At 62.7% G+C, this 23,000-nt stretch carries 24 protein-coding genes; 11 read left to right on the forward strand and 13 right to left on the reverse strand.

Annotated elements, in window-relative coordinates; all coding sequences use genetic code 11:
* Positions 1-981: an ABC transporter substrate-binding protein gene (locus tag UP10_RS32830; protein WP_044591314.1), complete on the reverse strand. Its 981-nt coding sequence runs from the start codon at positions 979-981 to the stop codon at positions 1-3.
* Positions 982-1,067: 86 nt separating this feature from the next.
* Between UP10_RS32830 and UP10_RS32835 the strand changes: the two genes are divergently transcribed.
* Positions 1,068-1,427, forward strand: a complete 360-nt coding sequence (locus UP10_RS32835; protein ID WP_044540397.1) for a hypothetical protein — start codon at positions 1,068-1,070, stop codon at positions 1,425-1,427.
* 16 nt (positions 1,428-1,443) lie between these two features.
* On the opposite strand, the gene UP10_RS32840 is transcribed toward UP10_RS32835, so the two are convergent.
* On the reverse strand, positions 1,444-2,208 hold the full coding sequence (locus tag UP10_RS32840) for a quinoprotein dehydrogenase-associated SoxYZ-like carrier (protein WP_245322039.1): 765 nt from the start codon (positions 2,206-2,208) through the stop codon (positions 1,444-1,446).
* Positions 2,209-2,314: 106 nt separating this feature from the next.
* Entirely contained in the window at positions 2,315-3,241 is a 927-nt protein-coding gene (locus UP10_RS32845; RefSeq protein ID WP_044591316.1) for a quinoprotein relay system zinc metallohydrolase 2, read from the reverse strand.
* Between the two features lie 167 nt (positions 3,242-3,408).
* On the opposite strand from UP10_RS32845, the gene UP10_RS32850 reads away from it, so the two are divergent.
* Both UP10_RS32850 and UP10_RS32855 read left to right on the forward strand, forming a co-directional pair.
* Positions 3,409-4,290, forward strand: a complete 882-nt coding sequence (locus UP10_RS32850; RefSeq protein WP_044591317.1) for a substrate-binding domain-containing protein — start codon at positions 3,409-3,411, stop codon at positions 4,288-4,290.
* The gene (locus UP10_RS32855; protein WP_044591318.1) at positions 4,287-4,850 is read left to right on the forward strand and encodes a PQQ-dependent catabolism-associated CXXCW motif protein; all 564 of its coding nucleotides are present in this window, start codon (positions 4,287-4,289) and stop codon (positions 4,848-4,850) included. Before UP10_RS32850 ends, UP10_RS32855 begins: the two co-directional genes overlap by 4 nt.
* A 30-nt stretch (positions 4,851-4,880) precedes the next feature.
* On the opposite strand, the gene UP10_RS32860 is transcribed toward UP10_RS32855, so the two are convergent.
* The 6 genes from UP10_RS32860 to UP10_RS32885 form a co-directional block, all read right to left on the reverse strand.
* On the reverse strand, positions 4,881-5,174 hold the full coding sequence (locus tag UP10_RS32860; RefSeq protein WP_044591319.1) for a copper-binding protein: 294 nt from the start codon (positions 5,172-5,174) through the stop codon (positions 4,881-4,883).
* A 116-nt stretch (positions 5,175-5,290) separates the two neighbouring features.
* A complete protein-coding gene (locus tag UP10_RS32865; protein ID WP_156180468.1) occupies positions 5,291-5,866 on the reverse strand; it encodes a hypothetical protein in 576 nt (191 codons plus the stop codon).
* A gap of 56 nt (positions 5,867-5,922) precedes the next feature.
* Positions 5,923-6,771, reverse strand: coding sequence for a lanthanide ABC transporter permease protein PedC (locus tag UP10_RS32870; RefSeq protein ID WP_044591321.1), 849 nt, complete (start codon positions 6,769-6,771; stop codon positions 5,923-5,925).
* A complete protein-coding gene (locus UP10_RS32875; RefSeq protein ID WP_245322026.1) occupies positions 6,768-7,589 on the reverse strand; it encodes a lanthanide ABC transporter ATP-binding protein PedB/LutE in 822 nt (273 codons plus the stop codon). The genes UP10_RS32870 and UP10_RS32875 overlap by 4 nt, the downstream gene beginning before the upstream one ends.
* Positions 7,586-8,557, reverse strand: a complete 972-nt coding sequence (locus UP10_RS32880) for a YVTN family beta-propeller repeat protein (protein WP_044591322.1) — start codon at positions 8,555-8,557, stop codon at positions 7,586-7,588. The genes UP10_RS32875 and UP10_RS32880 overlap by 4 nt, the downstream gene beginning before the upstream one ends.
* Before the next feature lie 14 nt (positions 8,558-8,571).
* Positions 8,572-9,753, reverse strand: a complete 1,182-nt coding sequence (locus tag UP10_RS32885) for a lanthanide ABC transporter ABC transporter substrate-binding protein PedA1 (protein ID WP_044591323.1) — start codon at positions 9,751-9,753, stop codon at positions 8,572-8,574.
* Between the two features lie 111 nt (positions 9,754-9,864).
* Between UP10_RS32885 and UP10_RS32890 the strand changes: the two genes are divergently transcribed.
* A complete protein-coding gene (locus UP10_RS32890) occupies positions 9,865-10,380 on the forward strand; it encodes a DUF3280 domain-containing protein (RefSeq protein ID WP_044591324.1) in 516 nt (171 codons plus the stop codon).
* Between the two features lie 9 nt (positions 10,381-10,389).
* Here the strand turns inward: UP10_RS32890 and fghA are convergent, their stop codons facing one another.
* The gene (gene fghA / locus UP10_RS32895; RefSeq protein ID WP_044591325.1) at positions 10,390-11,235 is read right to left on the reverse strand and encodes an S-formylglutathione hydrolase; all 846 of its coding nucleotides are present in this window, start codon (positions 11,233-11,235) and stop codon (positions 10,390-10,392) included.
* 22 nt (positions 11,236-11,257) lie between these two features.
* Positions 11,258-11,878, reverse strand: a complete 621-nt coding sequence (locus tag UP10_RS32900) for a response regulator (RefSeq protein ID WP_044591326.1) — start codon at positions 11,876-11,878, stop codon at positions 11,258-11,260.
* 116 nt (positions 11,879-11,994) lie between these two features.
* On the opposite strand from UP10_RS32900, the gene UP10_RS32905 reads away from it, so the two are divergent.
* Both UP10_RS32905 and UP10_RS32910 read left to right on the forward strand, forming a co-directional pair.
* Positions 11,995-13,359 carry a histidine kinase gene (locus UP10_RS32905; RefSeq protein ID WP_044591327.1) on the forward strand — a complete coding sequence of 455 codons (1,365 nt, stop codon included), beginning with the start codon at positions 11,995-11,997 and terminating at the stop codon, positions 13,357-13,359.
* Positions 13,360-13,504: 145 nt separating this feature from the next.
* Positions 13,505-15,925 (forward strand): TonB-dependent receptor domain-containing protein, encoded by a 2,421-nt coding sequence (locus tag UP10_RS32910; protein ID WP_044591328.1) that lies wholly within the window; start codon positions 13,505-13,507, stop codon positions 15,923-15,925.
* Positions 15,926-15,927: 2 nt separating this feature from the next.
* Here UP10_RS32910 and UP10_RS32915 read toward each other — a convergent pair whose 3' ends face one another.
* Together UP10_RS32915 and UP10_RS32920 are read right to left on the reverse strand one after the other, a co-directional pair.
* Positions 15,928-16,308, reverse strand: coding sequence for a YkvA family protein (locus UP10_RS32915; protein WP_044591329.1), 381 nt, complete (start codon positions 16,306-16,308; stop codon positions 15,928-15,930).
* 44 nt (positions 16,309-16,352) lie between these two features.
* Positions 16,353-17,327: a helix-turn-helix domain-containing protein gene (locus UP10_RS32920; protein WP_044591404.1), complete on the reverse strand. Its 975-nt coding sequence runs from the start codon at positions 17,325-17,327 to the stop codon at positions 16,353-16,355.
* 416 nt (positions 17,328-17,743) lie between these two features.
* On the opposite strand from UP10_RS32920, the gene xoxF5 reads away from it, so the two are divergent.
* The 5 genes from xoxF5 (at position 17,744) to UP10_RS32945 (ending at position 22,989) form a co-directional block, all read left to right on the forward strand.
* Complete coding sequence (gene xoxF5 / locus UP10_RS32925; RefSeq protein ID WP_044591330.1) at positions 17,744-19,546, forward strand: lanthanide-dependent methanol dehydrogenase XoxF5; 1,803 nt, start codon at positions 17,744-17,746, stop codon at positions 19,544-19,546.
* 85 nt (positions 19,547-19,631) lie between these two features.
* Positions 19,632-20,147, forward strand: a complete 516-nt coding sequence (locus UP10_RS32930; RefSeq protein WP_502692312.1) for a c-type cytochrome, methanol metabolism-related — start codon at positions 19,632-19,634, stop codon at positions 20,145-20,147.
* A gap of 70 nt (positions 20,148-20,217) precedes the next feature.
* Positions 20,218-21,327, forward strand: a complete 1,110-nt coding sequence (locus UP10_RS32935) for an S-(hydroxymethyl)glutathione dehydrogenase/class III alcohol dehydrogenase (RefSeq protein WP_044591331.1) — start codon at positions 20,218-20,220, stop codon at positions 21,325-21,327.
* Between the two features lie 32 nt (positions 21,328-21,359).
* Positions 21,360-21,923 carry an S-(hydroxymethyl)glutathione synthase gene (gfa, locus tag UP10_RS32940; RefSeq protein WP_044591332.1) on the forward strand — a complete coding sequence of 188 codons (564 nt, stop codon included), beginning with the start codon at positions 21,360-21,362 and terminating at the stop codon, positions 21,921-21,923.
* 124 nt (positions 21,924-22,047) lie between these two features.
* Positions 22,048-22,989 (forward strand): hypothetical protein, encoded by a 942-nt coding sequence (locus UP10_RS32945; protein WP_044591333.1) that lies wholly within the window; start codon positions 22,048-22,050, stop codon positions 22,987-22,989.
* Positions 22,990-23,000 lie beyond the last annotated feature (11 nt).

Here is a 23,000-nt window from a genome sequence, read left to right on the forward strand (position 1 = left end):
TCAGTCTCCGGGGATTGCTTGATAGAAGGTGCCGGGATCGAGTTCGGTCGCCGGGCCGACCAGGTCGCGGCCGCCGACCTGCGCCAGCACGCGATAGAGCACGCGCGCATCGGCTTCCTCGTCGGCGATCGAGCGGCGCGGAATGCCTTCGCGATAGCGGTCACGATAGGCATGCAGGGTGGTGGCATCGGGGGCGCCGGTCAGTGGGGCGATCGCATCCCATTCGGCGTCCGACGTGGCGAGGATCTCCTTGGCCGCGCGCGTCACCGCGATGAAGCGGGCCACCGTGTCCTTGTTGGCATTGGCCCAGGCTTCGTCGAAGACGTAGCCGATCATCGCGATGCGTCCCTTAGTGCCGAGCTTTTGCAGGATGTCCTCCATGCCGGCAAGGCGACGAAAGCCCTTGGCTTCGAGCGCGGCGCAGAAATTCCAGTAGTTGAGCGCCGCGTCCATCTCGCCGTCGAGCGTCTTGGCTGCGAGCAGCGGCGGTGCACCATAGACGATGGTCGACTGTGACTTCAGATCGATGCCGTCCTGCTTCAAAGCGGCCTGCAGCAGCAGCCAGTTCTTGTCGATCGCCCCGCCGGCAATCGCGAGCTTGCGCCCTTTGAGATCGGCAAGCGTCCTGATCGGGGATGCCGCCGGCACCATCACGGCGCCGAGCGCGCTCGAATAGGGATAGAACTGCAGCTTGGCGCCGAGCGTGCGCTCGCGCGACACCCACGGCCAGTCGGACACCATCACATCGGCACTGCCCGCACGCAGCGCGATCTTGCCGGCCTCGGGGCTGGCGAGTTCGACAATGTCGATGGCGAGGTCGGCCTTCTTGTCGAGGCCATGCGAACGGATGACGGCCAGCTCCCAGGCCAGTGTTCCGGTTTTCTGCGATGCAACGCGGATGGTCTCCGCGCTGCAGGGGGCGGCGACCTGCGTGAGCGTCAGGATGGCCGCAGCCAGCAGCGTGCGAATTGAACCAATCATCGTCTCGTGAGCCACTTCCCCAAATGTTTTCTTTTCTGTTTTCGACTCATAGCATAGCTTCCGGCAAGAGAAGAGGAAGCAGGACCATGGCACGAGCTGGTATGCTACGACCGATTGTCGCCGCCCTGGTCGCGTTTGCCGCGATGGGGTCGGGCGTACGGGCTGACGACATCAACGATTATCCGACGTCGGCACGGGCGGAATATGTGTTCGGTTGCATGAAGGCCAATGGCGAGAGCCGGCAGGCGATCGAGCAATGCTCCTGTTCGATCGATGTCGTGGCGTCGCTGGTCCCCTATGAGCGCTATGTCACGGCCGAAACCGTCTTGAGCATGTCGCAGGTGCAGGGAAATCTGGGCGGTCAGTTCCGCTCGTCCGAGCAGGCTTCAAACGCCCTCAATGACTTGCGCCGGGCGCAGGCGGAAGCCGAAGTCAGGTGCTTCTAGCGGCTACACCCCGCCGTCAGGTCCCAGAATCATCGGCTTTCCATTCGTGCGCGAAGACGTGCCCGTCGGTATCCCTGGCTTCGGCACGGACGTGTTTTGCACCGTTCGAAACATAGGTGAAGCGGATATTGGGATCTTCCGAGATGGAGATCCCGCCTTCGATCGCGAGCACCAGGCTGTCGTCCTGCCAGATCTGCAATTTGTCGACGAAGAAGGCCGGAATGTAGAGCTGGGTGAGCTGGTCCATCTGAAGGCCGGAATTGTTCGGATGACCGACCATGATCTGGGCCTCGCGCATGCTGGTCGCCGGACCCTCGCCCGGCCTTGCGAATTGCCGGTAGCGCATCTGGCCAATCCGGTTTTTCGCTTCTTCGGCATTCTTGGCTGCCGGCGCCGAGCAGCCGCCGGACGCCTTCACATAGGTCTTGGTCACATAGAGCTTGCCGTCGCTGAGTTCGGCGACGGCGTGCACGTCGGTGTAGTTGTTGACGCGGACGCGGCTCGAGATCTCCGTGACATTGGCGTCCGGCCCTAGTTCGAACTTCGCGGCCATCGGCGCGGGGTTCTGGTCGATCACCAGCGTGATCGCCACGACGCGGCGGCCGTCGCCGGGTGACAATTTTGTGCGCAGCGTCACCGGGACGATTGCGGCGTCCTCCGCACGCATCGGCATCTCGATGCCGATGACGTCGCTGCCATCGTTCATCGGACGGTTGTTGAAGATGTCCTGGACGAGGCCGGGCCAGGGGTCATAGGCCTCCGTGGCGCGCGCGGCATGCATGCCCAGCGCGATCGCAAGAAGACCAGCGGCGTAAAATAGCTTGATGCGATGTCGAGGCATGGTCGCAAATCCTATGCAGCAGCTTCACTATAGGACACCGCAACGGTTATTCCCATTCCATTTCCGAAAATGCTGCAGTTGCGTTGCGTGCGTTGTAGTCGTCGAACAGCTCCCAGCGGGGCCGTTCGGACTCGGCCGCGTGCTCGGCCGCCGCTGTGATCGGCTTGCCGCTCGCGATCAGGGCGCGAACATCCGCCGCCAGCGTGTCGAGATAACGTCGTTCGCCGGCGAGCGCCGCGGGCCATTCGCTCACGGCTCCGTGACCGGGAACAACACGCTGCGCGGGAATCGCAGCGAGGTCGTCAAGCGCACGCAGCCAGCCCTTGAGGCTGCCGTCGACCACGGGAATATGGCTGAGAAACACCATGTCGCCGGCGAACAGGGTACTGGTCCGCTCATCGAGCACGGTCAGATCATTGTCGCTGTGGGCCGGCGGCCACGCCTTGAGCATGAGGATCCGTCCGCCAAGGTCGAGCTTCAGCGTATCCGCGACCAGCACGGTTGGCGGAATGATGCGCACCTCATCGATCAGCGTATCGCCCATCGTGCGGCGAAAGCCGTCGAGGTAGAATTGCCCGCGCATGGCCAGTGCGCGGGGCAGGTTCTTGTGGCCGACGAAGCTGGTTCCGTCGCCGACGAAAGCTGCATTGCCAAAGCTGTGGTCCGGATGGGCGTGGGTGTTGATCACGTAGCGGATCGGCTTATCGGTATGGCTGCGGACGGAAGCCATCAATTGCCGCCCCTCGCGGACGCTGCCGCCGGTGTCAATAACCGCAACCGCAGCGTCGCCGACGATGAATCCGACATTGGCGATGGCGCCGTCATTGTCGCGCGTCATCAGCGAGGTCGCCCCGATGTGCACGAATATTCCGGGAGCGACTTCGCTTACAGGCAATTCCGGCTCTTGCGCCCGCGCTATGGTCGACGCCCCGAGCATCAGGAACAGTGCAATCACCGAAACGCCATGAGCCATGTTTCCGCCCCAGTTTCACCGGCCTGCGTGATTGATCGCCTCGCGTTCCTGTTTGCATTGCAGCAAGCAACGCGACGCTGTCGCGAGGGTTGTTCCTGTTGCACGTCATGGTGCGCCGGGCAATCCATGGCTGGCGGCGACCGATCGGATCTGGAGGAGACCACGTGATGAAAAGTGTCGGACGCCGCGCCATGCTGTTGGCGCTGGTCGGTGTCGTTGCCTGTCTCGCCGGGCGGGATGTCGCGCGCGCGCAGGTCAACGACAGCGGCGAATTGTCGATCGAACTCGTCGACCCCAAGGTGCTGCGCGTCTGCGCCGATCCGCGCAACCTGCCGTTTTCGAACGACAAGGGCGAGGGCTTCGAGAACAAGCTCGGCGAACTGTTCGCCGAGAAGCTGCAGAAGAAGCTCGACTACATGTATTTCCCGCAAGCGACCGGCTTCGTGCGGATGACGCTCGGATCGCATCGCTGCGACGTGATCATGGGATTCCCGCAAGGCGATGACCTCGTGCAAGGCACCAATCCCTATTACCGCACGGCCTATGCCATGGTCACCAAGCCGGGCAGTGGGCTCGACGACGTCGCGACGCTGGAGGATGAGCGGCTGAAGGGCAAGCATATCGGCATCGTCGCAGGAACGCCGCCGGCGACCAACATGGCTATCGCAGGTCTCATGGCGAATGCGAAGCCGTATCCGCTGATGATCGACACGCGCTATGATTCCTCGGCGGAGGCGATGATCACCGACTTGACCAAGGGCGAGATCGATGTCGCCATCCTGTGGGGGCCGATGGCGGGCTTTTACGCCAAGAAATTCAATCCGCCGCTGCATGTCACGCCGCTGGTCAAGGAGACGACGGGCCCGAAGCTCGTCTATCGCATCGGCATGGGGGTGCGCGGGGCCGACCAGAACTGGAAGCGGCAACTCAATCGCCTGATCCAGGAGAACCAGCCTGCGATCAACAAGATCCTGCTCGACTTCGGTGTTCCGCTGCTCGACGAGAATGACCGGCCGCTCGGTGCGGAGACCGCAACCAAATCGCCATGATCAGGCTGTTCGCAGCCGTACTTGCTGCGATGCTGGTCGCTGCAGCGCCCGGCCGCGCACAGGACCGGCCCGCTGAGCCCGAGGATTACCGCAGCGGGGATTACCGTTCGCCGGTGCCCGCGACATTGGCCGGTGCGCGCGTGCTCACGACCGCAGAGGCCGAGACGATCTGGCGAGACAAGTCCGGCGTGTTCATCGACGTGCTGCCGCGTGCGCCGAAGCCCGCAAACCTGCCGACTGGCACGGTGTGGCGAGACAAGCCGCGCCTTGATATCCCCGGCAGTACCTGGCTGCCCGATACCGGCTACGGCAAGCTGGCGGCTTCGACAGAGGACTATCTGCGGCAAGGGTTGGCGCACGCGTCAAACGGCAACGAGGCGATGCTGCTCGTGATCTACTGTCAGGAGAATTGCTGGATGTCGTGGAACGCTGCCAAGCGCGTTCTGTCCTATGGCTATCGCAATGTCGCGTGGTATCCCGACGGAACCGACGGCTGGGAGCGTGCCAACCTGCCGCTTGCGAACGCGGAGCCCGAGCCGCACGCGGACGAGGCGAAATGATCCCCGCGTCCGCGCCCGAATTGCGAACCGCTACTGTCGCTCAAGCTTGTCGATCGTCTTGCCGCCGCTGCTGTCTGTGGTGGTGAACGTCACCTTGTCGCCGGCGTGCAACTCTTCGAGCGACTGCCCCTTCGGGACCTTGTACTCCTGAACTGCGCCGCCGGCCGCGCCGACGGTGCCGGTTTGGATCTGCTGGATGGCGACGGTTCCATTCAATCGGTCAATCTTGGTGACCATTCCTGACATGGATTGCTGGGCAAAAGCCGCTGATATGACCAGGCTTGCGGCCGCAAGGCTGGTCAGTGCGATCTTAGCTGCTCTCATCGAGGCCTCCCAATTTCAGAGATAGTAGGAGACAACGAGCAGGTGGCGCAGTTGGTTCCGAGGAAGCGCCGTCCGAGCCACACCTTCCCGATGTCCGGGTTCCATTGCCGCAGGCGTTAGTCCATCTCTTGCTGGATCGTGCGCCCGAGTGCGAACAGGCGCTGGTCGATGGCCGTTGGAACCTCGCAGACAAATTTGACCACGCGCCGGCGGTCTTCGAAGATCCGCGTCTCCCAGACCAGTTGATTGCCGAGCGCATCGACTTTGGCCTGGTCTGGCGGCGAGGCGTCCTGCAGCGCCTGAAGCGCAAGCGTATCGGAGCGGACCTTGTCCGCGGCCTCGCGTTGCTTGCGCATCACGCGCTCGAGCCCGTTCATGACCGATGCACGTTGCGCGTTGAGCGTATCGAACAGGCCGGCAAACAGCAGCTTTCCCGCATTGGCCTTGTCGGCCGCCGAACCCGACAGGAATTCGGTGATCTCCTTCTGCGCCTCTTCGAGCGGAACGCGGCGCGCTGAAAGCCTTGCCGCGAGCGCGCTTATCTTCGGATCGCCCTTCCATTTGGTCGCAGCGTCGTCCAGTGGCGGCCCGGCCCAGACCGCGGCGAGCGAGATCTCAGGTACCTTGGCCTGCGCGCATGGCCAGTCCGGGTAGCGCGGGTCCGCAGCCAGCGCCGTCTGGCCCGACAACATGACGGCGAGCAGCGCGCCGAGTCCGATCCGCCAATCTTTGATCCGCCAAGCTGTGCTCATGCCTCGCCTCCGCCGGGCCCGCGGCGCACCAGGCCGCGCGATGGATCGTAAGCGATGATCGCGCCGATCATGAAGACCACCGTGCAGCCGCCGACCACCGCGAGCGAAACCCAGTTCATCTTGCCATACAAGGCGAACCGGATCAGCTCCACCGCATGGGTGAACGGATTGCACAGGCAGACATAATACAGCATCGGGCTGCCTTCCTGCACGCGCCAGAGCGGGTAGAGCGCTGACGATGCAAAGAACATCGGGAAGATGACAAAGTTCATCACGCCGGCGAAATTTTCGAGTTGCTTGATTCCGGACGAGATCAGCATGCCCAACGCGCCGAGCATCAAGCCGGACAGCACCAGCGCGGGCAACACCGTGAGATAGCCGATCGTCGGCGGCGCGATGTCCCAGAACCATGCGATCACCAGGAACGCGTAGACCTGGAGCAGCGAGACCGCGGTGCCGGCGAGCAGCTTGCAGAACAGCAAATAGCCGCGCGGCAGTGGGCTCACCAGCAGCGTGCGCATGTTGCCCATCTCGCGGTCATAGACCATCGACAACGAGGATTGCATGCCGTTGAAGAGCTGGATCATCGCCATCAGGCCGGGCGCGATATAGACCTCGTAGGGGATGTAGGTCTCGTAGGGCGGGATGATGGAGATGCCGAGCACCTGACGGAAGCCGGCGGCGAAAATAAACAGCCACACCAGCGGCCTGACCAGCGCCGAGATGAAGCGTTCGCGCTGATGCAGGAAACGCAGCGCCTCGCGCCACACGATGCCGTTCAGGCAAACGATGTATTCCGACAGCGAGAAGCCGGTTCGCGCAGAGGACACGGTCGAGTCGCTCATGACGGCGGTCTCCCTGACAGCGTCGTTGTCCCGGTCAGGCGCATGAACGCGGTGTTGACGTCCTGTGCGCCGGCATCGGCAATCACACGCGACACCTGGCCATGCGCCAGCATCTTGCCCTGATGCAGCACGACGAGATCGTCATCAGGCATGATCTCGTCGAACAGATGCGTCGCCCAGAGTACGCCGATGCCTTGCTCGGTGACGAGTTGGCGGACATGATCGAGGATGTCGGCGCGCGCCTTGACGTCGAGTCCGACGGTTGCCTCGTCGAGCAGCAGCAGGCGCGGCCGGTGCAGCAACGCGCGGGCGATCTCGAGCCGTCGCATCTGGCCGCCCGAGAGGTCGCGCACCTTGTTGCCGGCGCGTTCAGTGAGGCCGATACGATCAAGCACCTCGGCACTGCGCAATCGCGCCTCGCGCCGCGAGATCCCGTGCAGCGCGGCGTGATAGAGCAGGTTCTGCGTCAGCGAGAGATCGAGGTCGATCGTTCGCGGCTGGAACACCACGCCCAGGAGTCGCAGCGCATCGCCCGGCGTGCGGCTGATGTCGTGGCCGAAGATGCCGATCCGGCCGGTCTGGATGCCGAACAGCCGCGTCACCAGCGAGAACAGCGTGCTCTTTCCGGCGCCGTTGAGGCCAAGCAGCGCGGTGAAACTGGCCGGCGCGACGGTGAAATTGATGTCGATCAGGGCACGGCGCGGACCATAGCTGTGGCTGACATGGTCGATCGACAGCGCGGGCTGCACGGCTGCGCCTGGTTCGGAGGCGGCGTCCGGCAGAGGCTGGCTCGCGATGTGCGCGTCGGTTGCTGTCATGGCTGCGCGATCGTGATTCCCCAGGGCAACTCGCCGACCTGAATGGTCTTGATCACCTTCTGGGCGGCGACGTCGATCACCGAGACGTCGTTGGAGACGCCATTGGTGACCAGCAGATATTTCTCGTCCGGGGTGAAGTCCATGTGCCAGACCCGCTGGCCCACCAGCAGATATTTGGTGACCTTGTGGGTGGCGCCATCGACGACCGCGACGCGGTTGGCCGGGCCGAGCGCGACGAACGCGGTCTTGCCGTCCTTGGTCATGCCGATGCCGACGGGCTGGATCGCCTCGCTGCGCAAGCCGGGAATCTCGAAAGTGACCTTGCCCGTCACCTCGTGTTTGACGGGATCGACGATCGACACCGTGCCGCCGATCTCGGAGGAGACCCACAATTCGGAGCCGTCACGCTTGAAAGCGGCGAAGCGCGGCCGCGAGTCGACCAGCACATTGGCCACGATCTGGCGCGTCGCGGTGTCGATGAAGTGCGCCATGCTGGTGGTCTCGGACGTGTTGATCAGGATCCTGCCGTCGGGGCTGACGGCCATGCCTTCCGGTTCGACACCGACCTGGATGTCGCCGAGCCGGGCGCGCTTCTCGAGGTCGATCACCGTGACCGTGTTGTCGTTCTCGTTGGCGACATACATGGTCTTACCGGCGGCATCCTGGGTGAACAGTTCAGGGTCGGGGCCGGAGGGCAGGGTGTCGACGATCTCCTGAGTCTTGGTATCGATCATCTGGATCGTGTCGTCGTCGCCGACCGCGACCATCACGAACTTGCCGTCGCGCGAGAATTCGATGCCGCGCGGCCGCTGGCCGACCTTGATGGTTTTTGTCACCGTCCAGCTGTCGGTGTCGATCACCGTAACAGTGTTGCCCTTCTCGTTGGAGACGTAGGCAACGAATGCGGACGCCGGCGCGGCGGCGGCAAGCCAGGCGAACATCCCGGTCAACAGACAGCAGCGCCACATGCGTTATATCTCCCTCACTGCAGCTTGCACTTCGTCTCGGGCCGGTCAACACCGAGCGTATCGAGCTCGGAGACCTGGTGCAGGAAGCCTTCCTGCGGCGAGACCGAGACGACCATGCGCCCGTCGGCCAGAAGGATCGGCTGGCGGAGCTGCCAATTCCAGTCCCTTAAGGTCAGCCGCGTGCCTTTGAACGCGGCAACCGAGAAATCCGGCCCCTTGAGGAAGGCCGTGACCTTCTTCGGGTCGCCGGAATTGGTGCGCGCGGTTGCCTCCCCGATCATGCGCGCCGCGGTCCAGGCCTGCATGTCGAGCGCGGTCATGTGCCGCATGTTCAGCTTCATGAAGCGGTTCTGGATCTGCACTGCGCCCCATTGATCATGGGCCGCGCTCCAGCTCGTCGGCACCAGGCCCGCCGAGCCGGCTACCGGCCGCGGATCCCAGGTCCGGTAGGGCAGATAGTCCGCAAACACCTCGCTCTCGTCGGCGGCGACGAGGACGTCATAGGCCGGCGCCTGCTGCGTGAACACCGGCATCTGACGCTGGATCAGCGTCACGCCAGAGTCGGTGCGGCGCGCGCCGCCGGTGTCCTCGAAGGTGCGCTCCTGGACGATCTTGGCGCCGAAGCGTGTCGCGGCGCGGCGCAGCGCATCGGCGTAAAGCTTGTCCTGATCATGCGAGCCCGAGACCAGCAGCCAGCGCTTCCACTGCTTCCACACCAGATATTGGGCGAGCGCATCCGCCAGCATGGTGCGGGTCGGGGCGACATGGATGACATTGGCGCGACAATCCTGCTCGCGCAGCCGGTCGTCGATCGCGCCCGCGTTCAAGAGCACGGTGCCGCGATCACGCAACGCGTCGGCGACCTTGAGCAGGGCGTCGGCCGGCAGATCAGTGATGATATAGTCGTCGTGACCGGCGAGATCGGTCGCGGCCTTGGCGACGTCGTCGCTGTCCTTGACCCTGATTTCATCGAGAATAAAGCGCTGATTGAGAAATTTTCCGGTCGTATTGTTGTCCTCGATCGCAAGGCGCGCGCCGGCGATGCCGTCATTGTCGGCAGGCTGTTCGACCAGCGAGAGCGTTGATTTGATGCCGGCATGGCCGAGATAGCCGACATGGATCTCGACCGGATCGGCCGCAAGCGCCTGAGTTGCCATCATGCTGAGCGCGATCGTGCCGATCAGCCACCGGAACATAAATCCTCCCGTCACGTTTTTCTCTTGATTTGCAACATGACCGAATTGTCCTAGCTTGCAACCCCTGCCTTTGGTCGTTGCGAGGTCACAAATTTCGATTGGTTCACAATCATGAGATCGTGGTTCATCCTGGTCATACCCATGCTCGTGATATCGGCGGCGGCGCATGCCGAACCGCCGAAGATCGCGGTGTTCGATTTCGAGTTGATCGACACCAGCCTGCAGGGAGAAGTGAACGGACCGCGGAGCGACGAGCAGGCACGACTCGACCGCATCGCTGATCAGGTGCGCAAGGAGCTGGCGGACTCTGGCAAGTTCCGCCTGCTCGACATCGCGCCTGTGAATGCTGCGGCGCACGGCAGCAATCTTCAGGCCTGCGGCGGATGCGATGTGAAGCTGGCTCGTGAGCTCGGCGCCGATGTCTCGATCACCGGCGTGGTGCAGAAGGTTTCCAACCTTATCCTCAACGTCAATCTCTATCTGCGCGACGTGCCGACGGGACAATTGCTCGCCGCCATGAGTGTCGACATGCGGGGCAACACCGATGAATCCTGGTCGCGTGCGATCGACTATCTCGTTCGCAATCGCCTGCTCGCGCCGGGCTACGGCGCGCCGCAGGCGAAATAGGGGAAACGATCAACCCCTCAAACGCGCGGCATGCCAGCGCAGATGATCGGCCATGAAGGTCGAGATGAAGTAGTAGCTGTGATCGTAGCCCGGTTGGCGCCGCAAGGTGAGGGGGATATTGGCCTTCTCGCAAGCGGCCTTCAGCAGCTCGGGCCGAAGCTGCTCGGTGAGGAACTGGTCGGCGTCGCCATAATCGACGAGCAGCTCAGAGAATCGCGCGCCATCCTCGATCAGCGCGACCGCATCGTGCTTTCGCCATGTAGTCTTGTTGCCGCCGAGATAACCGCCCAGCGCCTTGTTGCCCCATGGCACCTGCGAAGGCGCCACGATCGGCGCAAAGGCGCTCGCCGCGCGATAGCGATCGGGATGGCGCAGCGCCACCGTCAGCGCGCCGTGGCCGCCCATCGAATGGCCGAGGATCGATTGCCGTTTGGCATCGACGGGAAATTGCTCGGCGATCAGCTGCGGCAACTCCTCGGTGACATAGCTCCACATGCGGTAGTTGCGCGCAAACGGATCCTCGGTCGCATCGACATAGAAGCCCGCCCCAAGCCCGAAATCATACGCATTCGCGGGATCACCGGGGACGCCTTCGCCGCGTGGGCTGGTGTCGGGGGCGACAAAGATCAGGCCAAGCTCGGCACATGCCGCTCGGAACTCGCCTTTGTCGGTGACATTGGCATGGGTGCAGGTCAGGCCCGACAGATAGGTGACCACCGGCAGCTTTGCGCCGGCCGAATGGTCCGGGACAAAGACCGAGAAAGTCATGTCGGTCTTGGTCTCGCGGCTGGGATGCCGGTACACGCCTTGCGTGCCGCCATGAGATTTGTTCTGGGAAACCGTCTGCATCGTCATGTTCCTTGGTAGGAGCGCAGCTTCAGGCGACGCCACTCTCGATCGCCAATCGCACGAGCTCTGCCGACGAGCGCACGCCGAGCTTTTGCCGCATGATCGAGGACGTGTTGGCGACCGTCTTGTACGAAGAATGCACCAGCCAGGCGATCTCCGACAGGCTCTTGCCGGAACTGAGCAGTCGCAGGATTTCCATCTCGCGCGACGTCAGCTTCGACAGTGGATTTTGCGCGAAAGTCGGCCGCGCGAAGGCGACGCTGCGCGCGATCGCGGGCGGCAGGTAGACACCGCCATTGCCGACCTCGCGGACCGCTTCCGCCAGATCATTGGGGTCGCCGGTCTTGGAGACGTACCCCTTGGCGCCGATGTCGATGGCGCGGGCGGCAAACACCGGATCGTCGTTCATGCTGAACATGATGATGCGTGCGTCCGCATCGCGCACCAGGATGCGACGTGCCAGCTCGAAGCCCGAAACGGTCGGCAGGTTGATGTCGATCACGCAGATGTCGGGCTTTTCGGCAACGAAAGCCCGCTCGCCGCTCTCGGCATCCGGCGCCTCGAGCAAGGCGATCTCGGGATCGTCGGCGAATATCGTGCGGCAACCCGACGCCACGATGGGGTGGTCATCAACGATCAGAATGCGCATAGCGTTGTCCCATCGACCTGCTTTGCAGGATTGCAGTAGGCTGCGATTAGATAGCCGGGCAAGTTTGGCTGTCAACGATCCTCTGGGAGGAGGACCTCACGGTCGGGGGCAAGGCAATGTGGCGAAAACTATCCTTGCGCGGGCGGATCAACCTGCTGCTGGCGCTGATATTGATGCTCGGGCTGGGCATCAACATCGCGCGGCTTGTGCTTGAAGCGGGCCCCCGCGTCCAGGCCGAAGACCAGAGCGTGATCCGGCTGGCACGTGAATTCGTCGAGACGATCGTTGCCGGTCTCAACGTGGCGCCGGATCCCGACGCGCAGCTCGATCAGATCGTCGACGATCTCAGCCGGCTGCGTCATGTCAGCATCACACGGGAGGGGGATGCGGCTGGCAAGACGCGCGAGCGTCCGGAGGAAGAGGGCGACCTGCGCGCCCCGCCGGCATGGTTCGTCGCGCTGGTGCATCCCGAGCAGACCTCGGTGCGGGTGCCGATTTCCGTTCACGGCAAGTCGCAATCGCTGCTCATCACCTCGCATCCCGACGATGAAATGGCCGAGATCTGGGACGGCATCGTCACCCAGCTCGAAGTCGGCTCGGCGATCGCGATTGCGCTGTTGCTGGTGACCATGCTGGTCGTCGGTCGCGCGCTTGCGCCGCTGCAGGCGTTGTCGGAGGCCATGACCAACATCGAGGCCGGGTTTTACGATGTGCGCGTCGAACCCGGCGGATCGCCTGAACTGGCCGCGATCTGTGCCAAACTGAACCATCTCGCGGCAACCCTGGGCGAGGCGGTGGAGGGCAAACGTCTGCTCGCCGAGCGCGCGGTCTCGCTGCAGGATTCGGAGCGCAAGGAAATCGCGCGCGAACTGCATGACGAGTTCGGACCCTATCTGTTTGCGCTGCGCGCGCATGCCGGTGCCTTGACGCGGCTGTCGGAGGCCGACAAGTCTGATCCGGTCGCATTCCGCAAGCACGGCAACGCAATCCTCGAACAGGTCAACGCGCTCCAGCAATTCACCCGTCGGATCCTCGAGCGATTGCGGCCGGTCGGTCTCGCTGAACTGGGACTTCGCGAAGCGCTCGGCGCGTTGGTACGAATGTGGAGCGAGACGCATCCCGATGTGGAAATTAAAACCAGCATTTCGAACGCGCTCGGCGACACCGGCGAGACCGCTGACCTCACGATCTACCGTATCGTCCAGGAGGCGCTTACCAATGTTTTCCGGCACGCCGAAGCAACCGCGGTCAATATTTCGATCGACGCTGCGGAACGGCAGACCGGCATCTATGGCAGCCGGGGTTGCGCTCTGGTGCGCGTCAGCGACAATGGACGTGGCCTGCGGCCCGACCACAAGCTCGGACTTGGTTTGACCGGCATGCGCGAACGAATCCTCGCGCTGGGCGGGACGCTCAACATCAATTCCGGTGACGACGGCGTGACGGTCGAGGCGCTCGTTCCCAAGGCCGCACAACCCTAAGGGAACCGGATCGCCGACTTCGATCGGGATTTTTTCCCGAATCTTTCGGGAACAATTAAAGGTAGCGCAGCTCTCGCTCTGCTCACTAGTATCGCTGCAAGAACCGGTGGGGATCAATAAGGCCGGGCTGCAACGGGTGGGATGGATGGGCGGCGTGCGGTTTGTGGTGGTCGCGTCAATTGCGATGGGCATGGTGGTTGGCAACGAAGCTGCTTTTGCCCAAAGCGGGCCGGAGCGGATTGAAACTCTGCCGCCGGTCGAGGTGACGGCTCCCGGTAATGGCGTGAAGCGGGGGCGTTCAGAGGCGACCCGCGTCGTTCGTCCCCGGCCGAGGGTCTATATTGCGACAACGCCCGCATCCTCGCCCGAGTCATCATCAGCGATCGATGCGGACAAGGTTCCCGCCAGCGTCAACGTCGTCGATACCAGGCAAATCGAGCGAACCGGTTCACCCAACATCACCGACGCTTTGCAGCAGAGTGTGCCCTCGGTCAACGTCAGTGATATCGCCGGCAATCCGTTTCAGCCGAACCTGGAGTTCCGCGGTTTCGTTGCCTCGCCGGTGTCGGGCACGCCGCAAGGGCTCGCGGTCTACCAGAACGGCGTGCGCATCAACGAAGCGTTCGGCGACGTCGTCAACTGGGACCTGATCCCGACCGCGGCGATCAAGTCGGTCACCGTCATCACCAACAATCCCGCCTTTGGGTTGAATGCGCTCGGCGGCGCGGTCGATATCCAGATGAAGGATGGCTTCAACTATCACGGCGCCGAGCTCAGCCTGATGGGAGGGTCGTTCGGCCGTATCCAAGGCTCGGCGCAGTGGGGCAAGCAGATCGACAATTACGCCGTCTACGGCGCGCTCGAGGGCATCCATGACGACGGCTTCCGCAACTTCTCGCAGTCCGACGTCCGCCGGTTCTACGGTGACGTCGCCTACCGGCACGACGGCAACGAGTTCCATCTCAATATGGGCGTGGCCGACAACAAGTTCGGCGCCGCGGCCGCCGTCCCGGCGGAACTGCTGCAGCAATATTGGGGCGCGACCTACACCACACCGCAGACGTCACACAATCAGGTCGGCTATTTCAATCTGACCGGCAAGGTCGAGGCGACCCCGACCTGGACCATCGAGGGATCAGCGCATCTGCGCTTCTTCAAGCAGGACACGCAGGATGGCAACCCGACCGGCACGCAGCCTTGCGCCGATCCGACGATGTTGTGCTTCGGTGACGACTCGACGCCAGCCTACGGCTTGAACGGCGCCCAACTCAGCAATCCGTTCCCTTCCGGCGCGTTCCTGGGTGAGAACGACCGAACCTCGACAAGGTCGACGACGGCGGGCTTCTCGCTGCAGGCGACCAACGACGACAAGCTGTTCGGGCACAACAATCACTTCACCATCGGTACCAGCCTCGATACCAGCGTGACCTGGTTCAATGCCAGCGCCGAACTCGGGACCTTCAGCCCCAACTACGCGCTGAATGGCAGCGGCATCTTTCTCGGGCCCTCCGGCTCGCCCGTGACGGACGGACCGGTGTCGCTGCGGACTACCAATCAGTATTTCGGCATCTATGCGCTCGACACGTTCGACATCACCGACAGGTTTTCGATTACCGGTGGCGGCCGGTTCAACACGGCTAACGTCACGCTTGAGGATCAACTCGGGACTGCACTCAACGGCATCCACAATTACGATCGATTCAATCCAGTCATCGGCGGCACCTACAAGATCACGCGCGACCTGACCTTCTATGCCGGCTATTCGGAAGCCAACCGCGCTCCGACGCCGCTCGAATTGAGCTGCGCAGATCCTGCGAACCCCTGCACGATTGCGACCTTCCTGGTCTCCGACCCAGACCTCAAGCAGGTCGTGTCGCACACCATCGAGGCGGGATTGCGCGGGACCAGGGATCTCAACATCGGGACGCTGAGCTGGAAGCTCGGCGGATTCCGCGCCAAGAACACCGACGACATCCTGGCCATCGCAAGCCCGGTGCTGCAGGGCTTTGGCTACTTCCAGAACGTCGGCGCCACCCGTCGGCAGGGCATCGAGGCCGAGGTCAACCTGAAATCGTCAGCGCTGCAAGTCTACGCCAGCTACGCCTTCATCGATGCGCGTTTCCTGAATTCGCTCACGGTCGGCTCGAACAGCCCGTTCGCCGACGCCAACGGCAACATCCAGATCTCGCCCGGCAACCAGATTCCCGGCGTTCCCCGCCACCGCGTCAAGGCCGGCTTCGACTATGCTGTGACCGACGCATTCAAGGTCGGCGGCGATGCGCTGTGGGTCAGCAGTCAATATTTCTACGGCGACGATTCCAACCAGTTTCCGAAGCTACCGTCCTACGCAGTGTTCAACGCGCACGCCTCATATCAGATCAACAAGACGTACCAGGTCTTCGGTCGCGTCGATAACATCTTCGACAATCGCTATTCGACCTCTGGCACCTTCTTCGAGACGGATGCACTGCCGAACTTCAACACCGGGCAGGCCTTCTCCGACCCGCGTACGCTCAACCCGGCCCGGCCGCGTGCGTTCTACGCCGGCATGAAGGCGACGTTCTAGGTCTAGCGCGGCCAGTAGGCGCTGATTGCCCATGCCAGCGCGAACGCGCCCGCGATCCAGAGCAGGATGATCGCGATCATTCCGGCCCGGCTTGCCGGGCGCTGCAGGGTCACGCTTGCGCGGATGCGGCATTCGGCCATCACGTCAGGCGGGACGAGCGAAACCGCAAGCCAGATGCCGAGCGGCAGCAGGATCAGGTCATCGAGATAACCGATCACGGGGATGAAATCCGGAATCAGGTCGATCGGCGAGAGCGCATAGGCCGCGATCGCGACGGCAAGCGCCTTGGCGTACCAGGGAACGCGAGGATCGCGTGACGCGAGATAGAGCGCGTAGCTGTCCCGTTTGAGGTTACGCGCCCATTCCTTGAGGCTGGACAGCATGACGGGGGATGTCGGTCGGCGTACGCCCACGCCGGGCGAGACTGCTATTCCAGCACTACCTCTACCGGCATGCCGCCGTGGTGGCCCTTGTTGACTGATGAGGGCGCAATGCCAAAATATTTCCGGAACACACGGCTGAAATGCGAGGAGCTGGAGAAGCCCCACGAGAATGCGACGTCCGTGATCGTCTTGCCGTTCTGGGTTTCCAGTTCCTGCCGGCAGTGCTGCAGCCGGGCCCGCCAGATGTAGTCGCTGACCGTCATGCCGCGGTCGCTGAACAGCATGTGCAGATAGCGCTTCGAGCAGCCGAGCGCCGCGGAAATGCGGTCGATACAGAGATCGGGGTCGCGCAGATGCTCCCGGATGAAGCCCTGGGCCCGGACATAGGTCGCCTCGGCGCTGCCGCGATCGAGCATCGCACCGGTCTCGCGCAGCGGCAGCAGCAGCAGGTCGATCAGCGAATCGGCGACGCCGACGGCATTCAGGGGAGACAGCTTGGTCGCCTCACCGAAGGCCGCGTGCACGAAATCATAGGCGATGCGGCCGGTGCCGTTGCGCGCCGACAGTTTGCAGGGCGCCATCTTGGAAAGCTGGAAGCCACGTTCCTTCAGGAGGTCCTTGGGAACGATGACGACCTCATGGCGGGTCAGCGCCGGGCTGATGATGGTGTGCGGGCAGGACACATCGTAGGCAAAGCAATCGCCCGGCACGATGTCGAAGTGACGGCCTTCCTGCTCGAAATGCGAGACGCCGTAGGTCTGGAACAGGATCTTGATGTAGGGGTGCTCGCTCAACCTGATCCGCGAGACGGTGTGCGCGATCCGATGCTGGCTTGCCTCGATCTGGCACAGTTTGAGCCGCGACACGCTCGTATAGTTGATCCGCCCCTCGAACGAGGATCCTTCCAGCGCGTCGACGTCGAACTGACCGCACAAATCGGTCAGCGCGTCCGACCAGCGTTGGATCTGACGCTTCGGCGTCAATCCTGTCGTGTTGAGCGAATGGACAGTATCGGACATTTTTCCAGCCACCGATTCGATCCCCAAACGTGACTGCTCTTCGCGCGAGACCTGGCCCGTGAGCCGCACCTTTTCCCTCTTTTTGCAGACGTTGAGGGGGTCGGCGGGATTCCTCCCGGTCATTGTCGGGCAATCCTCCGACTTAGTTCTGGCGTCGTCAAGCGCAACCTTGGAACGCGCGAGATTGGGCGATGGAACATTGCAGATCGCCGATTGATGCTCTGCAACATGAAACAGCCTTCTCGCGATTTCAGGCGCAGCCCAAAAAATTGATGAAGTTTCGCTTTCAAGCAAGCGGCTGTTCGCTCTTGGGCAAGTCGTGCAGCACCGATCAGGCTACGCATAGGGAACGAAAATCGAAGAAATGGGCCGTTTCGACGGAAACCCTGAGCTCTTAACACTGGGAGGAATCCACGATGCGCAAGTTGCTTTACGCGACCAGTCTTGGCGTCATAGCGGCATTTGCCGCCGGAGCCGCCAATGCCAACGACGAACTCCACAAGATGGCGCAGAACCCGAAGGACTGGGTGATGCCGGCTGGTGACTACGCCAACACGCGTTATTCGAAGCTGAATCAGATCAACGCCTCGAATGTCGGAAAGTTGCAGGTTGCCTGGACGTTTTCGACCGGCGTGCTGCGCGGCCACGAAGGTGGACCGCTCGTCATCGGCAACATGATGTATCTCTCCACCCCGTTCCCGAACAAGGTCTATGCTCTTGACCTTTCCAAGGACAACCAGATCGTCTGGAAGTACGAGCCCAAGCAGGACCCGAACGTCATTCCGGTGATGTGTTGCGATACCGTGAATCGCGGCGTCGCCTATGGCGACGGCAAGATCTTCCTGCATCAGGCCGACACCACGCTGGTTGCGCTCGATGCCAAGACCGGCCAGGTCGTGTGGTCGGTGAAGGACGGTGATCCCGCCAAGGGCGCGACCGGTACCTCGGCGCCGCTCGTGGTCAAGGACAAGGTCCTGATCGGCATCTCCGGCGGTGAGTTCGGCGTGCAAGCTCACTTGACCGCCTATGACATCAAGACCGGCAAGCAGGTCTGGCGTGGCTTCTCGGAAGGACCTGACGACCAGATCCTGGTCGACGACAAGACCACCGAGCTCGGCAAGCCGATCGGCAAGGATTCGAGCTTGAAGACCTGGCAGGGCGATCAATGGAAGATCGGCGGCGGCGCCACCTGGGGCTGGATCTCCTACGATCCCGAACTGAACCTCGTGTATTACGGCTCGGGCAATCCATCGACCTGGAATCCGAAACAGCGTCCCGGCGACAACAAATGGTCGATGACCGTCTGGGCCCGCAATCCGGACACCGGCGTTGCCAAGTGGGTCTACCAGATGACGCCCCACGACGAATGGGACTATGACGGCGTCAACGAAATGATCCTCAGCGATCAGAGCATCGGCGGCACGCCGCGCAAGCTGCTGACCCATTTCGACCGCAACGGGCTCGGCTATACGCTCGACCGCGCCTCCGGCGAACTGCTGGTCGCAGAAAAGTACGATCCGAAGGTCAACTGGACCTCCGGCGTCGACATGAACAAGGGCTCGCCGACCTATGGCCGGCCAAAGGTTCTCGACACCGCGTCGACCGACAAGGGTGGCGAAGACCACAACGTCAAGGGCATCTGCCCGGCCGCGCTCGGCTCGAAGGATGAGCAACCGGCAGCCTACTCGCCGGATACTCAGCTGTTCTACGTGCCGACCAACCATGTCTGCATGGACTACGAGCCGTTCAAGGTGAGCTACACCGCAGGTCAGCCCTATGTCGGCGCGACGCTGTCGATGTATCCGCCTCCCGGTGAGACCAACATGGGCAACTTCATCGCCTGGGACGGCAAGACCGGCAAGATCGCCTGGTCCAACCAAGAGCAGTTCTCGGTCTGGTCGGGTGCACTCGCGACCGCCGGTGGCGTGGTGTTCTACGGCACGCTGGAAGGCTACCTCAAGGCAGTCGATGCCAAGACGGGCAAGGAGCTCTACAAGTTCAAGACCCCATCCGGCATCATCGGCAACGTCAACACCTATGAGCATGACGGCAAGCAGTTCGTGGCCGTGCTCTCCGGCGTTGGTGGCTGGGCCGGTATCGGCCTCGCAGCCGGCCTGACCGATCCGACCGCCGGCCTCGGCGCCGTCGGTGGCTATGCAGCGCTCAGCAACTACACCGCGCTCGGTGGAACACTCACCGTGTTCCAGCTGCCGCAGTGAGCTGATCCAACCTCGTTCCGGCGCATGGACCAATAGACCATCCATGCGCCGGTTCGCCTGCTACCGAATCCCAAAGGACAAGCTCTTGCGTATCATCTGGTTGGTGACTGCCGCGATCCTGCTTGCGGTAACGGGAGGAATTGCTTCCGCCGAAGCTCCGGGCGACCCGACCGCGGTCACATCCGAGGACGGCAAATATCTCGATAAGGACGGCAACCCGACCTACAAGGTCACGGCTGACGGTACCGTGGACTGGTACACCTATTCCGGTTATCGCCGTTACCACTCGGAATGCCACGTCTGCCACGGGCCCGACGGAATGGGTTCGAGCTACGCGCCGGCACTGAAGGACTCGCTCAAGACCATGAACTATGCCGACTTCATCGGCGTGGTCGCCAGCGGGCGCAAAAACGTCAGTACGTCGCAGGAGAACGTGATGCCGGCGTTCGGCGACAATCCGAACGTCGCCTGCTACATGGACGACCTCTACATCTATCTGCGAGCCCGCTCCAATGATGCGGTCGCGCGCGTGCGTCCGGCGAAGCATGAAGACAAATCTGAGGCCTATACCAAGGCGGAAAGTTCGTGCATGGGACACTGAACGCGGGATCTGGATATGGATCCGGATCGGGTGCGAATAACGACATGTTTTACGGTTTGGAGAGACTTCGATGAAGACACGCGCCGCCGTCGCCTTTGCGGCCAAGAAGCCGCTTGAGATTGTCGAGCTTGACCTGGAAGGGCCCAAGGCCGGCGAGGTCCTGGTCGAGATCAAGGCGACGGGTATCTGTCACACCGATGCCTACACGCTCGACGGCTTCGACAGCGAAGGCATCTTTCCCTCGATCCTCGGCCACGAGGGCGCGGGCATCGTGCGTGAAGTCGGCGCCGGCGTCATTTCGGTCAAGCCGGGCGATCATGTGATCCCGCTCTACACGCCCGAATGCCGCCAGTGCAAAAGCTGCCTGAGCCAGAAGACCAATCTCTGCACGGCGATCCGCGCCACGCAGGGCAAGGGCGTAATGCCGGACGGTACCTCGCGCTTCAAGTACAAGGGCGAGACCGTTTTCCACTATATGGGCTGCTCGACATTCTCGAACTTCACCGTGTTGCCGGAGATCGCGGTGGCGAAGATCCGTGAGGACGCGCCGTTCGACAAGAGCTGCTACATCGGCTGCGGCGTGACCACCGGCGTCGGCGCTGTGGTCAACACCGCCAAGGTGACGCCGGGCTCCAACGTTGTGGTGTTCGGCCTCGGCGGCATCGGCCTCAACGTGATTCAGGGCGCCAGGATGGTCGGCGCCGACAAGATCATCGGCGTCGATATCAATGATTCCAAGGACGCCTGGGGCCGCCAGTTCGGCATGACGCATTTCGTCAACCCGAAGAAGGTGGAGGGCGATATCGTCCAGCATCTGGTTGGCCTGACCGATGGCGGCGCCGACTACACCTTCGACTGCACCGGCAACACCACCGTGATGCGCCAGGCACTGGAAGCCTGCCACCGCGGCTGGGGCGTCTCCGTGGTGATCGGTGTTGCGGAATCCGGCAAGGAGATCGCGACGCGGCCGTTCCAGCTTGTGACCGGCCGGGTCTGGAAGGGCACCGCGTTCGGCGGCGCGCGCGGTCGCACCGACGTGCCGAAGATTGTCGACTGGTACATGAACGGAAAGATCCAGATCGATCCGATGATCACCCACGTGCTGAAGCTCGAAGAGATCAACAAGGGATTTGACCTGATGCATGAGGGCAAATCGATCCGCTCGGTCGTCGTGTTCTGAAATCAAAACAGCAAGCAGTAGGAGGATAGCTAATGACTGTTCATATCCACCCATCGGTCGACAACGGCGTCAAACAGGGCTCGGGCCACTTCGCCGGCGGAACCCTGGTCTGCAAATGCGCGGACAAGAAGGTCAAGGTCGGGATCAAGGGCGACGTCGCCCACAACCACGCCTGCGGCTGCACCAAGTGCTGGAAGCCCGCCGGCGCAGACTTCTCGGTGGTCGCGGTCGTGCCGCGCGAGAACGTCACCGTTCTCGAGAACGGCGACAAGCTGCACATCATCGATGCCTCGGCGGCAATCCAGCGCCACGCCTGCAAGGGCTGCGGCACCCATATGTACGGCCGGATCGAGAACAAGGGCCATCCGTTCTACGGCCTCGACTTCGTCCATCCCGAGCTGTTCCAGGAATCAGGCTCGGCTGCTCCGGGCTTTGCGGCCTTCGTGTCGTCGGTGATCGAGTCCGGCGTCAAGCCGGCCGATATGGCCGGGATCAGGTCGCGCCTGAAAGAACTCGGGCTCGAGCCCTTTGATTGCCTGTCGCCGCCGCTGATGGATGCGATCGCCACCCACGTGGCAAAGGCCAAAGCGGCCTGATCAAGGCGGCCTGACTTGGCTGCCATGACGAAATCCCGTGCCGGCTGCTGCTGCCGGCACGAGATGACTTGAAAGTACCCTCGTGACCTTTGAACCTTGCATGCCCTGCGGGCGACCACAGGGCATGCATTTTATTGTCCGCCTTGCCCTCGTCCTTTCCCCGATCCTGATCCTTTCGCACGCCAATGCCGCGTCGCCGGAAGACCGCTATATTGCCACGCGCGACGCAGCGATCGCCAAATTCGCCAAGCTGAAGGTCGATGACGCCGCCGACAAGGCGGAGGCCGGGGCGCGCGAAGACCTCAAGGCGCAAATGGCCGCCATGCTGGCCGAGCCCGCGCGCGCAGGCTTTGCGCCGGCCCAGATCAACCTCGACACTCTATATAAGGGCGATCAGGGGTTCGGCATGCTGGACGGCCTGCGCTTCGATGCCGACGCCGGCCTCGACGGTGGCAAGATCGGCGACAAGCGCCCCGATGGCAGCTTTGTCGAGCCAAAGGCCCATATCGTTGTCACCACCGAATCCCTGTTCACACGCTGGCTGCGCGAGCACAAGGCGTGGTGGGACAAGGGCAGCAAGAATGTCCCGCAGCAGATCGATGCGGCGCTGAAGTTCGAGGGCCTCTACACCCAGGCGATTTCGACCGATGCCGCCGTGATCAATTTCAACGAGCTGCCGATCGCCAAGCCGGCCTCAGTCGCATCGGTCTATGGCTTCCTCGCCGGCCGCTCCCAGGACGAGACCCCTGACAAGGCCGATGAGGTGTTCGTGACTGCGCTCGCCAACGGCAAGGTCTATGTCGCCTATGGCGAGATCACGCCTGCCGTGCAGGTTCCGGCATGCACCACAATTCGCGCCGACATCAACAAGCGGGCGGAAGAAGCCGAAGAGAAATTCCGCCAGAAGAAGATCGACAAGAAGGCGTATGACAAGCTCGGCAATCTGCGCGAACAGGCCGACGGCGCCTTCAAGCGCTGCTTCGTCCAGCACGCGCCGGAGCAGCCGGCATTCGCCCAGGCCGCAAAGCAGGCCCAGGCTCTCCTGGAAACGGCCCTCGGCAAATAGTGTCATCGCGC

This window comes from Bradyrhizobium sp. LTSPM299, assembly GCF_000938235.1.
In the GTDB taxonomy this organism is placed as follows: Bacteria; Pseudomonadota; Alphaproteobacteria; order Rhizobiales; family Xanthobacteraceae; genus Bradyrhizobium.